The organism is Nitrospira sp. Kam-Ns4a (assembly GCF_965152595.1).
The window spans coordinates 533,068-545,666 of sequence record NZ_OZ224218.1; the positions used below are offsets into that span (position 1 = coordinate 533,068).

The following is a 12,599-nucleotide window of genomic DNA, read 5'->3' on the forward strand; positions in this document are numbered from 1 at the left end:
CTCGAAAGGCCCACCAACGCCACGACGGCGCCGGCGGCACGAAGGAGCAGGGGAGCAATCGGCCTGAGGCGAGCGCTCGCGCCACGTGAAGCCCGCACAATGTCAGGTATATACCGGATTCTCCCGGAGAAAGGCAACCTGCGGGCGGATACGGGCCGCGCCCCGCGCGTTGACAGCGCAACGGACCCTACGCTAAGGTCGGCCATGCTCCGCCCCGCGCTTCGGACGAGCCCAACGGACATGAGCGACCGGCCCCGCGGCGCGCCGTGGACGTTGTGGGCCCAGCTCCTCCGTCTGCCCAATCAGTCCGGAACCTTGCTCCTGATGCTGCCGACGTTCTGGGCGCTCGTACTCGCCTCGGGCGGCCGTCCCGCCCCGCGCCTGCTCGCGATCTTCGCCGCCGGCGCGTTCCTGATGCGCAGCGCGGGGGTCGTGCTAAACGATCTCGCGGACCGGTCCCTCGACCGGCAGGTGGCGCGTACGAAGGACCGCCCGCTCGCTAGCGGCGCCCTGAGCGCGCGGGCTGCCGTGATGGCCGCCTGCGTGCTCGTCAGCCTGGCGGCAGGGCTCCTCCCGCTCTTGAATCCGCTCAGCCGCTGGTTGAGCCCTGGGGCCTTTGTGCTGGCCGCACTGTATCCCCTGGCCAAGCGGATCGTCCACCTCCCCCAGGCTGTCCTGGGCGTTGCATTCGGCTGGGGCGTGCTGATGGCCTGGGCAGAGGTCCGGAACGGGTTGGCCCTTCCCGTCTGGCTCCTCTACGCCGCCACCATCCTGTGGGCTGTCGCCTACGACACGATCTATGCGCTCCAGGACCGGGAGGACGATCGGCGAATCGGCGTGAAGTCCGCTGCCCTCCTGTTCGGCGAGCGGACGTGGCTCGCCGTAGGGGTGTCGCTGGCAGGGATGCTCCTGCTGCTGGGGCTGACCGGCTGGCTGCTCGGACTGGGACCGGCGTTTTATGGGGCGCTTGTGGGGATCGGCGGGTTCCTCAGCCAACAAGTGCGGCAGCTCAGGCGAGACGTGCCGCCCACCCTGGCGTTCGCCATGTTCAAGCAGCACGTCTGGGTCGGCTGGGGGATTCTGGGCGGAATCTGGCTCGGCTTCCTCTAGCCCGGTGGGCTACTTCGGCTTTTCGACTAACTCCTTTGGGTCCTGCAGCTTCTCCTCGCCCGCCAACTGCTTCATGGCCCCCTGCACATGGCGCAGATCCTCTTTCAACCGCGCCTCTTGGGACCGTAGAAACTCCACCATCGCGTGATTGGCGGCCTGGACCGCGGCGCGGAGCGCCTGGGTCTGTTTGGCAAGGTCCTCGTACCTCGTCTGGCTGTCCGCGAGCCTGGCCTGGTTGGCCCGTATCTGCTCCGCGAGCTTGTTCAAGCTGTCCTGCAGTGCCTTGAGGTCCTGGGCGATCTTCCGATCCTGCTCCTCGAGCTGCTTCTTGGTCGCCTCGAATCCGGACTTCGCTTGGCCCTTCACCGCTTCGATCTGCGACGCGCTGGCTTGCTGCAGCTCCTGCTTCAACGCCTCCAGGTCGCCCTTGGTCGCGCAGCCGGCAAGCTGGGCGATCGCCGCCAGCATAGCCGCCGCCGGCCACGCGCCAGCCGGGGGCAGACGGCGCGGACGCACGGCCTTGGGCTGAGTCACGGGGCGGGCCATGGGGGCCTCCTTTGCCGGCGGCAGCCTGAATACTCCACAGGGCACGGTCGGCGCTGGAGCAACAGGCAGAAGCTTGGGTTTAGTTCGCAGCCTTGGCGATCGGCTGATCCACTCTCGGTGCCTTCAACGTGGCAAGGTACATGGTCACAGCTTTCGCGTCCTCGTCGGAGAGACCGAGATTCGGCATTCTGGTGTTAGGCTTGATGCTTTGCGGGTACTTGATCCAGCGGTATACCCAGGCGGCGTTCAGGCGAAACCCTGCGCGATCGAGCTCCGGCCCAACGATTCCACCCTCATCTCCGATCCGGTGACACGAGTGACACCCGTACTTGTTCTTGTACAGTCGCTTGCCGGTCTCGGCGAGCTTCGCGCTCACGTCCGCCGCCATGGCTAGGTCAGGCTTCGGGATAGCAGGAAACTCCGGGCGGGTCGTGAAGTTGACAAGCTCGGCCTTGACTTTCTGTAGCGCCTTACTGGCGGCAGCCATGGCCTCCTGTTCCTTGGCATAGACGGATTCGTCCACCTCGATGCCTTTCTGCTCAGCCTCGGCGTTCGCCTTTTGCTCGGCGGCCTCGTAGGTCTGCTTGGCCTTGTCAAATGCCTGCTGGGCCGCCTGGAGCTGCTCCTGGAGTTGCTTCTTCCGGCCCTCAACGTTGTAGGTCAGCTTCATCCCGTGCAGCGTGCGAACGTAGGCGACGATGTCCCAGATTTCCTCCTCGGAGAGCGTGTACTTGAACGTCGGCATAGTGGGCACGGCGAACTCGTCTTCGCCGATCTTGTCTCCGATTTCCGGGGTGGTGTCCTTCATGTCGCGCGAGATGGTGTTGAAGATCTCTTCGTCCTTGAAGGTCCCCATCTCGTCCTTGTTCGAGAGATCCTTGGGACGCGGGTCCGGCATGTGGGCCCAGTTGTACCCCTCATTCTGTCGCCCGCTCTCCCCGTGACAGTGGGCACAGTAGTGGGCATAGAGCTGCTTACCGCGGGACACCCGTTCGTCGCCAAAGCCGCAGCCTCCAGAGACCAGCCAGCCCATGGCCGCGACGGCCACTAGAACGAGGGCACGCCGGCGGGTCGTTCGGGACATGCTCATGCCTTGGATCCTTTCCTAAGCCTCCAGACCACAACAAACTCCACGACAGCGGCGACACCGACAGCCAGCAAGGCGTACACGTACGGCGAGTAATCCGGCGGCGGCTCCAGCCGGAAGTACCACCACGAGGAAATTGCCTTCTGCGAACCCTTCTCACGGATGCTCCCATCTTCCAGCCGCGTGCCGTCCCACACGGCGAAGGCAATGTTGACGAACTCCCCCGGTACAAATTGCGCATCCTGGTCGGGATGATCCGTGGAAACCGCGCGCGCAAAGACCACCCGCCATATTCCGTTCTGGTAACTCCCCTTGGCTGTGACGTCCTGATGGTCTTGCGCCTTGAGCGTGCCGAACCCCTGGGCGTTCATATCCACGCCTTTAGCATCCTTGTTCTTCCAGTACCAGATGTTGACGGGGCCGCCCTGGACCTGCGCCATGGGCTGCCCGTGTGCGAAATGGGCCTTCTTGTCTCCGACCATGAACTCCAGCGCCGCTGCATCGTCGGGATCCTGGGTCGGATCCGCATACTCGAGCAGGATGGCCATTCTCTTCCCATCATGCAGCGCCCGAACCTTGACCGACTTCACCGTGACTTGCTGGATCCGCGGCGCCCAATGCACCTGTGGCGACAGTGGGAACTCGGCCATGGGGGCATCATTCCAGGCCGGTGCCATTGGATCATCGGCCGGTACCGTATCCACCAAGGCTGCCCGCGCCACCACGCTCTCCTGCGCCAGCACGACAGCCGGCCCTGCCAGTCCGGCCAGCGTGGCAATCATACCGACGAAACCGAGCAGGACCATTGTCCTTCGGGTTGTCGCGTGACTCGACCTGCATCGGTTCATCGCTGCATCCCTCTGCCACGTGCGTGACGTTTCACGCCTCACCTTCACGGTTGGTTATTCCCATGTGCGCGGTTTCTGGTGAGCCCCATCGTACTCCCCCATGATGATCTTCCAGATCATCTCGTCCGACAGCTCCACTTCCCAGCGCGGCATCGCCGACTTCCAGGGCATGCCCTCGATCGGCAGGCCGACCCCGCCCGTCTTGATCCGCCAGAACAGATAGCTTTCTTGGAGCATCGCGATGGTCGTGGGATCGGCAAAATTCGCGGGTGGTGGATTGAAACCCCTCGCCGCAGGACCCTTTCCGTCAAAATTGCTGCCATGGCATGGTGAGCAGAAAGCGGCATAGAAGCCCTTGCCCTGCATGATATTTTCTGGAGTCCGCGGCACCGGATTGGAGAGACCCGTAAATTCGCCGGGCGGAGCAGGGTGAATCGTGCGGTTCTCCGGCGGGGGCAGGTCGTTGGGTACGGTGCGGGCGTAGGTTTGCCAGCCGACCAAGCAAGGGAACAGCGCCAGAATGGCCCATCGGGCCACCCGCCAGGGACCTGCCCAATGCGGGTTACCCCGCAGGAAGTCAACGATTGGCCCCGTAAACGCTTGGAGCACGTCCTCATAGATCGAGACGTACATCAGCAGGCCGATCGAGGTCATCGTCATGTACATGAAGATGACGCTCGACGGCAGTGGGGGCTTGATAAGCTTGAGGCACAGATAGACTCCCGCCCAAACGAGCACCACCTGGGCCGGCACCGAAATCCGTCGCCTTTTAGCTTGGGACCTGTCGTCCTTGGTAGCCATGCCTAACCTCTTGAATCTCGCTCTCGTCGCTTCCAAGCACGCGCGTGGCAAGCCGGTAGAATGCCTGGGCTCCCTTTCGGTAGAACCAATCCGTGTCAAGCAGGATAACCCTCATCTCTACAGGATGTAACCCGGACAAGATCAACAGGCAGAACGCCAACGCGGCGAACGACAGCAACTGGAAGGTATCAAGCACATGGGCAGCCGTGTACGGCTGATACTCGACCGGATTCGGCAGGATGCTATAGAGGGCACCGGGGAATACGCCGAAAAGGATGCAGAGAAAGGCGGCCATCCCCATGGCCAGCAGCATATTCAAAGGAGGCTCCTTGGTCCTGATGCCGGAGTCATGGGAAAAAAACGCGTGATAGGGAATCTTGATACCCGCGTGGTGGAGGACCCCGGCCGAGGCGAACAGCAAGACCAGCCAAAGCAGAGCCATCCCATCCTGAGTGGCTGAGCTCAGGATCATGGATTTGCTGACAAAACCGTTGAAGAACGGGAAGCCCGAGATCGAGGCCGCGCCGATGATGCAAAACAGCGTCGTCAGTGGCATGCTTTTGTAGAGCCCGCCGAGATCCGTGACGTTGATCTTTCCAGTCTGGTACATCACAGCCCCCATGGACATGAACAGGAGCGACTTGAACAGCACGTTGTTGAAGACATGGGCCACGCTCCCATTCAGGGAAAGAGCCGTTCCGATGCCGATGCCGACGACCATGAATCCGGTCTGGTTGATAATGCTATAGCTGAGCACCCTCCTGAGGTTGTTTTCGACGGCCGCGTAAAAGATGGGAAAGATCGTCATCACGGCTCCGATCCAGATCAGTATCTCCGCGCCAGGAAAGGCCCTGGCGAGGGCATAGACGGCGACCTTAGTGGATAAGACGCTTAAAAAGACCGTGCCCGTTACCGAGGCCTCGGGATAGGCATCAGGCAACCAGGCATGAAGGATGGGAAAGGCGCAGCTAATACCGAGCCCGAGCAAGATCAGTTGGGCTCCCAGTCCAGCCAATCCGATCGTTCCGAACCCGATCGAACCCGTCTGTTGGAGATGGATGAGAATCCCCACAAGGAGGCAAAGACCGCCAAAGAGATGGACCAAAAGATATCGCAACCCGGCTCCATACGAGGCCGCCGTCCTGCCCATCCAGATCAGGTACGTTGACGCGATCGTCATCACTTCCACGAAGGCGAAAAAAGACAGAAGATCGCCGGCAAAAGTGGCGCCCAGCGCGCATCCCACGGCAATGAAGGCCGCCACGTGCTGCCCATCCTCTTTGAGATGCAAGGCATAGAGGGTTCCAATAAAGGAGATCATCGTGAAGATATAGCCGAAGGCTCTACTCAATCCGTCAACTCGGCCGAGGATGAGTTCGTAATCTAAGAACCCGACCGTCCAGTGGATCCCGTCCGACACGCTCATCACGCTGACAAAGGCACTGGCCGGCAACAGCAACAGATAGGCAGACTTGAGCCATCCCTTCACAAAGGGGATAAGCAATGATCCGAGGATCAAGATGGCGGCTGGGGGGAGGCTCCTAGTCATAGTAATCCTCGTTTCTCTTTACCAGCTTACGCAGGACGAAATGCGAGCCAAAGACGATGGCGACATAGGCGAGAAAGCCATAGGCCGCATAAAAGAAGGGATACCTTTCCCAAGGAAAAAACGGGTGCTTGGGGAGCACGAGATCACCAACGAGAAGGACGGCAAGGAAGACGTAAAATCCCGTCACGAATTTCTTCACATTGCCGGGATCATCAAACACATGCCCCTCTTTCATAGCCGTTCCTTTCCCTTGAGAGCCATTACGAGGCGGTTACCATGACGATAACGAGGTACAGGACCACCACGACTAATACGATATAAAAAATCCTCCGGTATCCGGGAGCAGGCTCATGTCCTGGTTCGGATTTCCACCCATGCTCCTGGGTCATTTCACCTCTCCTACGATCATCTTCGCAAGATCGAGGAACATTTCCGGCGCAAAGAACGAAACCAGTATCCCGGCAGCGGTCAACGCCAACGGCACCACCATCACGATGGGGGCCTCCTGTCTGATAGCCTTCTCGCCCCTCGGCAATTCTCGGAAAAAGGCCGCATACACGATGGGTAGAAAATAACAGGCGTTCAGGATCGTGCTCGTGACGAGGACGATAATGAAGGGGTACAACCCCGCCTCGACCGTGCCGAGCGTCAAATACCACTTGCTGACGAATCCACCGAGGAGAGGAAACCCGATGAGGGACAGTGCGCCCAACGTAAAGGCTATCATGGTGAACGGCATCCGCTTGGCGATGCCATTCAGTTCACTGACCTTGGATTTATGCGAGGCGACATAGATCGAGCCCGCGCACAGGAACAGGGTGATTTTTCCCAGGGCATGATTGGCAAGGTGGATGATGCCACTGGCCATGCCCGCGGGGGTCAAGAGGGCCCCGCCCAAGATCATGTACGAGAGTTGGCCGATCGTGGAATAGGCCAGCAGGGCTTTGAGGTTATCCCTGGTCAAGGCGTACAGCGAAGCCATGATAATCGTGACGGACGCAATAACAGCCGTCATGACTCCCAAGTTCAGCTCCCTCATCAAATCCACGCCGAAGACATGAAACATGATTCGGAGAACGCAGAAGATTCCTGTGTTCACCACCGCGACCGCGTGGAGCAGCGCGCTCACCGGCGTGGGGGCGATCATCGCGGCCGGCAGCCAGGCATGGAATGGCATCATGGCCGCCTTCCCGATGCCGATCAAGAAGAGGAAATACGTGATCGTCAGCAGAATCCGATCGGCTCCAGAGGGGAACACACCGTTCGGCTTGAAGTCAAACGTCCCGGACATCGCGTACGTTAAAAACGTGGCAAGCAAGAGACCTTTTGAGGTCATGAGCAGATAGAAGACATACTTGTTTCCCTTGTCAAACGCCTCGTCGGTCTCCTTATGGGCGACCAACGGATACGTGGCGAAACTGATCAGCTCGTAAAAGAGGTACAGGGTCACCAGATTGGACGAAAAGGCCACTCCCATCGTGGCCGACATCGTTAGCGCAAAACAGAAGTAATAACGCGTCTGCGCATGTTCCTGGAGGGACCGCATGTAGCCGATGGAATAAATCGTCGTCAGGATCCACAAGAACGAGGCGACGGCTGCAAACAAGAGGCCCAGGGCATCGACCCGAAACTCGAGCACGGGCACCTGGCTCGCAACAGCGACCAAGGTGTAGCGGAGGGTCTTGCCATCGAGGACCGCAGGGACCATGGAGAGCACGATGAGGAACTTCACGATCCCGGCCAGCACCGAACAGCCCTCGCGGACGTTCGGCCACCGGCGGGTGACGACGATGAGGACAGCCGCGACCAACGACACGGCCACGGCTAAGAGTGGTGTGACGGACTCGATTTCCATCAGAGCGCTCCCGCCGCCACCGTGGTCGGCATCGCGGCCTTGACGACTTCCTCGGGCTGCACCGTGACCTCCCCGCCCAAGCTCTGCACGAAAGCAATGACGGCCAACAACTCGGGCTCGGTCAGACCCACAGGCGGCTTGTTGATCGCCGGCATCTTAGCCGGAAAGGGTTTGGGAGGTCCGGCGTGGTCATAGACGAGATACGTGTACGCCTGTGGCTGAGTGAGCGACTCATAGAGAAACTCCTTCGTGAGCTTGGCCCCGATCCCCTTGAGATCCGGACAGCGGGCCGCCTCGCTAGGTCCGATCGAATGACACAGCGCGCACTGGCCCTTGCTGAAGAAGAGCTTTTGGCCCACCTTGACGATATCCGCCTGGGTCTTGATCTTCGAGGCGTCGAATTCTTCGCGCGCGGGCGGCAGCGAGGGCGTCTGCGGGACCTGAAAGGCGAGGAACGCGAACGCGATCAGGAACCCGCAGGCGGTCGCCACGGCTTTGCGGAAATATCTAGGCCGCTTGGGGGCCACCCCGGCCGCTTGCGCGGGCTTGTCGAACAGGGACGTGAACCACCACAGAAAGGGCGCGACAAAAAAGTATTGCAACGAGAAGGCCGGGCGCCGTACCGCGCTGGAGACGACCCAGAAGATAAACGCGATCAACACGAGAACGATAAAGGTGCTCAACGACATAAAGGAGCCGGCATGGGCGAGCGCGGGACTGTAGGCATGCGGCGAGGTGTCCTCCAAGACCCCGTAGATATGCCAGTGGACCCGCGAGGAAGAACGGGCATACCCCATCAGGGACATCGTGAGGATCACAACCACCGCGTTCAGGATCAGCATATGCTGACTGCGGACCGGCATCCTTCCCCAGTGCATCGGAATTCTCTTGGCGCCTCGCATGGAGAGGACTGCGATGATCGTGGCCACGATATACGCGGCCAGGACTGTCAACACCTGCGAGACGGACAGCACGTAGACCCGGAAGACGGCCGGCACGAAGTAGCCGTACACTCCCGCCCAAATGATGTACAGCGCGGCCGCGGAGAAAAGCACGAGCTGAGCGATACGGCCGGCCTTGGCCCACCGAACGGTTTCCACTTTGTCGGCACGCCAATAGATGAGGAAGCTTCCGAACGTGATCAGCAACATCAGGTTCACGGCCGTCATCTTGGCCGACATGACTCCGAAGACGCCAAGGATGGGGTGGTGGGTGCCGCCCATCGCACGGGCCTCTTGCAGGCTGGCTACCAGACTGTGGGGCGTCAGCCAGATCCCGAAACACACCAGGAGAGCGATGAGCATCCCTATGATGGGCTTCTTGTACTTCTCGCCCCCCTCCACCCTGTAGGCCAATCCCAGCCAGAAATAGAAGTTGCTCTGCAGGAACATGGCACCGATCAAGACCGCCTGGAGGATGAACAGCCAGGAGAGGAACCCGCCCATCAGGGTGATCCCCATCTGCTGGTTGTATCGGTAGATCTCCATCATCAGCCAGTAGCCTGCGAAGGGCAGAGGCAGGAGGCCGAAAATGCCGATGAAGTTGCCCACATAGCCCATCCAGTCATAGTGGGCGCGTTCCTCCTGGGATTCGGCACCGAGATACTTGATCGCAGCGTAAGCCCCGCAGATGAACCCTCCCAACACGACATTCGCTATGAGCCTGTGCACATTCAACGGCCACCAGGTCGCGTTCCACATGGCAGCCCAGGCCTTTTCCCACGGCCCCATTCCCTCCGGAATGACCACCGGGCTGGCCTGAAAACTAGCCCACGCGTTCGGCACGATCATGATGAAAAACGCGAACACGTTCAGAACAAAACCCAAAAACAGATGCAACCCCTGACGCTCCTTCATGGTCTCGAAGCCGGACCAATAGAAGTAGAGCGTGGTCGTCGACCCGATGAACAGGAACACGTAAATATAATACGTGGGCAGAAAGATACTCGTGATGTAACTCACCACCTTGGGATAGAGCGCGAGGAGAACGAACAGCAGGGCCGCACCCAACATGGCAGTCATCTCAAACGCGGCCGTGAGCAGGTTGGTGAATTCCTTGGCCAGCCGCATGTAGCGCGGGTCCTTGGTCCTGACCGCGATGATGTGGCAGACCCAGGCGAAGATGGGCACGCCGAGCACGAAGCCGCCTAGAATCAGGTGGACCTGGGCCACCAGCCAGACGACGTTTCGGCTTCCAATCCAGGGAATGTCGCGGTAAGCGACGTCGGGTTGGCCAGCTTGAGCCTGCCGGGCGAGTCCGAGGTCCAGTAGGGTCAGCGCCCCGAGCAGCAAGAGAAGACCGGCGACAAACGTCCCTGGGTTGCCGAGCCGCGTTGCGATCCGCTCGTGTTGGTCGCTCTGGTGTTTCATGGCCACACTCCTCATCCGCATCCCGGTCAGTGCGTGTGATCGCTTCCTGCCTCGTGCGTATGCGGCCCGTCGCCTCCAGCCTTCACGGCCTTGCCCGGCTCAGACTGGGGCCTCGCGGCCTGCTTCGGGACGGCCGCTTCCTTCGGTTTCTCGGCGGAAGCCTTGCCCGGCTCGCCCCCCTTGCTCCCCTTCTGGCCCTTCCCCTTTGACTGGCCCTGCTCCTCCGCCTGCTTCTTGGCTTCGAGTGCCTCCAGGGCGGCCTCCGCCTTGGCGATGAGCTTGTCGGTCTTGTCCAAAACCTCAGTGGGCTTGAAGGGCGGCTCCACCTTCTTGGCCGCCTGCTTGCCCTTATACTCCTCGTGCGGGTGCGGCGTTGTCACCGGCATGACGCCCCAGAATAGGAAGACCAGCAGCACGCCGGTCCCGACGAACGCCGTGAGCAACAGCGGCGGATCGGCCGGCACCCGCATGAGGTCCCAGGTCCGGACCAGCACCGGATAGGGCGCCTGGGCCGGGCTCGCCGCGGCGGCCTGCCGGCGCACGAGCCGACCGACGATGAAGAACCAGCCTAGCGCGAGCGCGACTAGCACGATCGTCGCCGGCGCGCCCCACAGGGTCAGCTCGATCCCGATCCGCTCCGCCACCGGGAAGCTCTTGAGCAGAGCCAGCTCCATCACGCTGCGGGCCGCCGACTTTGCGACCGAGATGACGCCGCTCTCGATGAGAGAGGCCACGGTGCCATAGACAGCAGTGGCGGCGGTCGCCTGCCACCAGAGGGTGAAGCCCAACCCCGACGGAGGCTCCAGGCGCAGGCGGTCCAGGAAGACGGTCCGCGCGCACAGCCCCCAAGCCCAGATATCCACCGGTGCGGAGAGCAGGAGCAGGAAGGCGAGGCCAGGCATCTCCCAGGGATGCACGCCCATCGCGAGGAACAGGAGCGCGAGGACGATCTTCGCTGGAACGCCTGTCCAGAAGGCCGGCCACGCGACGGCGAGACCCAGCTTGACGGAAGATGTGCTCGAAAGCTGATCGGACATAACGCCGGGGCGGTACGCCCCTGAATCCGGCAACTAATCCAAAAATTCCCGATTGATGATGGCGGACACCGTAAAGACCAAGATTCCGATCATGATGATCAGCCAGCCGACCAGCGCCGCGGGCCGCTTGAAAATGTTGCGCTCCGGGCTTCGGTCAATGAACGGCAGCGCGGCCAGGAATAACATGAAGGCGCCGGGGATCGCGACCGCCCCGAGGAATTGCCCGAACTCCCCGGCGAAGATCTTGAGCCGCAGCATCTGGAACAGGAACAGGAAATACCATTCCGGCTCGGGGTGATAGTCGCCCGGATCTGGGGTGGCCTCCTCCAGGAGCACCACTGGCTCAATGAAGGCGAGCGTGCAGATCGTCAGGAACACAGCGGCCATCGCGACGACATCCTTCCAGACCTGTCGCGGGAAGAAGTAATCCGTCTTGGCCTGAAGCTCCTCGAGGCTGCCCCGAAACGGGCCAGCGGGCCCGGCCTTCCGGAACAGAAACAGATGCAGGCCGGCTAGCCCCATGAGTGCCGCCGGCAGGATCATCACGTGGATCACGAAGAACCGGCTGAGCGTCATCTGGCCCGGCGTCGGCCCGCCCTTCAAGAACCGGGCGATAAAGTCGCCGACCACCGGGATCTTGTCCATGATCTCGACCCCGACGGTCGTGGCCCAATAGGCCCGCTGGTCCCAGGGCAGGAGATAGCCGGTGAACCCGAAGGCCATGACGATTCCGAACAGGGCGAGCCCGACGAGCCAGATCATCTCGCGCGGCTTCTTATACGCCCCCCAGAGGAAGACCTGGGACATGTGGGCGAAGACCATGACGACCATGGCCGAAGAGCCCCAGAAATGGTAGCTCAGAATAAACCAGCCGTAGTCCACCTCATGGATGATGTACTGCGTGCTGGCGTAGGCGTGATCGGCGCTCGGCACGTAGTAGAACATTAGGAGGATGCCCGTGACCGCCTGCATGATGAAGATGAACAGCAGACAGGAGCCGAACACGTAGGCCCAGCGGGACCCTCCAGGGACCGGCTCGTTGAGCATCTTGGCCTGGATCGTCTTCAGACCGACGCGCTCATCAATGAAGCCGACGACCCTTTCGAAGAAGGTATTCATAGCCCTCACGAATAGCCAGCAGCTTAGCGCTCCACGCTACTTCGGACGAAGGCCCATGATGATGAACGCGATCACCAGCCCGTACAACGCGATCGCTTCCACCAGCGCAAATCCAATCCACATGTACTTGGCAACACGAGCTTCTGCCTCCGGCTGCCGACCGAGCGTGGCGATCATCGTCGAAAAGATCCAGCCGATCCCCAGCGCCGCCCCGAAAAAGCCGAATGCGGCAAGTCCCATTCCAATCGCTATTGCGCCAAGGTCTGTCATAATCCTAC

12 protein-coding genes are annotated in these 12,599 nt (G+C 61.0%); 1 reads left to right on the plus strand and 11 read right to left on the minus strand.

Going from position 1 to position 12,599, the window contains the following annotated elements; genetic code table 11:
- Positions 1-240: 240 nt before the first annotated feature.
- A complete protein-coding gene (ubiA, locus tag ACWHYQ_RS02695) occupies positions 241-1,110 on the plus strand; it encodes a 4-hydroxybenzoate octaprenyltransferase (RefSeq protein WP_447974214.1) in 870 nt (289 codons plus the stop codon).
- 9 nt (positions 1,111-1,119) lie between these two features.
- Here ubiA and ACWHYQ_RS02700 read toward each other — a convergent pair whose 3' ends face one another.
- The 11 genes from ACWHYQ_RS02700 to atpE all read right to left on the minus strand — a co-directional run bounded on the left by ACWHYQ_RS02700 (position 1,120) and on the right by atpE (position 12,591).
- Complete coding sequence (locus ACWHYQ_RS02700; RefSeq protein ID WP_447974215.1) at positions 1,120-1,656, minus strand: hypothetical protein; 537 nt, start codon at positions 1,654-1,656, stop codon at positions 1,120-1,122.
- A 79-nt stretch (positions 1,657-1,735) separates the two neighbouring features.
- Positions 1,736-2,746: a c-type cytochrome gene (locus ACWHYQ_RS02705; RefSeq protein ID WP_447974216.1), complete on the minus strand. Its 1,011-nt coding sequence runs from the start codon at positions 2,744-2,746 to the stop codon at positions 1,736-1,738.
- On the minus strand, positions 2,743-3,549 hold the full coding sequence (locus tag ACWHYQ_RS02710) for an ethylbenzene dehydrogenase-related protein (protein ID WP_447974217.1): 807 nt from the start codon (positions 3,547-3,549) through the stop codon (positions 2,743-2,745). Before ACWHYQ_RS02710 ends, ACWHYQ_RS02705 begins: the two co-directional genes overlap by 4 nt.
- Before the next feature lie 96 nt (positions 3,550-3,645).
- Positions 3,646-4,392, minus strand: coding sequence for a c-type cytochrome (locus tag ACWHYQ_RS02715; RefSeq protein ID WP_447974218.1), 747 nt, complete (start codon positions 4,390-4,392; stop codon positions 3,646-3,648).
- Positions 4,361-5,941 carry a Na(+)/H(+) antiporter subunit D gene (locus ACWHYQ_RS02720; RefSeq protein WP_447974219.1) on the minus strand — a complete coding sequence of 527 codons (1,581 nt, stop codon included), beginning with the start codon at positions 5,939-5,941 and terminating at the stop codon, positions 4,361-4,363. The genes ACWHYQ_RS02715 and ACWHYQ_RS02720 overlap by 32 nt, the downstream gene beginning before the upstream one ends.
- The gene (locus tag ACWHYQ_RS02725; RefSeq protein WP_447974220.1) at positions 5,934-6,176 is read right to left on the minus strand and encodes a hypothetical protein; all 243 of its coding nucleotides are present in this window, start codon (positions 6,174-6,176) and stop codon (positions 5,934-5,936) included. Before ACWHYQ_RS02725 ends, ACWHYQ_RS02720 begins: the two co-directional genes overlap by 8 nt.
- A 150-nt stretch (positions 6,177-6,326) precedes the next feature.
- Entirely contained in the window at positions 6,327-7,796 is a 1,470-nt protein-coding gene (locus ACWHYQ_RS02730; RefSeq protein ID WP_447974221.1) for a monovalent cation/H+ antiporter subunit D family protein, read from the minus strand.
- Positions 7,796-10,165, minus strand: coding sequence for a cytochrome ubiquinol oxidase subunit I (locus ACWHYQ_RS02735; protein WP_447974222.1), 2,370 nt, complete (start codon positions 10,163-10,165; stop codon positions 7,796-7,798). The genes ACWHYQ_RS02730 and ACWHYQ_RS02735 overlap by 1 nt, the downstream gene beginning before the upstream one ends.
- Before the next feature lie 26 nt (positions 10,166-10,191).
- Positions 10,192-11,202, minus strand: a complete 1,011-nt coding sequence (locus ACWHYQ_RS02740; RefSeq protein WP_447974223.1) for a hypothetical protein — start codon at positions 11,200-11,202, stop codon at positions 10,192-10,194.
- Positions 11,203-11,235: 33 nt separating this feature from the next.
- Complete coding sequence (locus ACWHYQ_RS02745) at positions 11,236-12,321, minus strand: cytochrome b (RefSeq protein ID WP_447974224.1); 1,086 nt, start codon at positions 12,319-12,321, stop codon at positions 11,236-11,238.
- Between the two features lie 36 nt (positions 12,322-12,357).
- Positions 12,358-12,591 carry an ATP synthase F0 subunit C gene (gene atpE, locus ACWHYQ_RS02750; RefSeq protein ID WP_447974225.1) on the minus strand — a complete coding sequence of 78 codons (234 nt, stop codon included), beginning with the start codon at positions 12,589-12,591 and terminating at the stop codon, positions 12,358-12,360.
- Between the last annotated feature and the right edge of the window lie 8 nt (positions 12,592-12,599).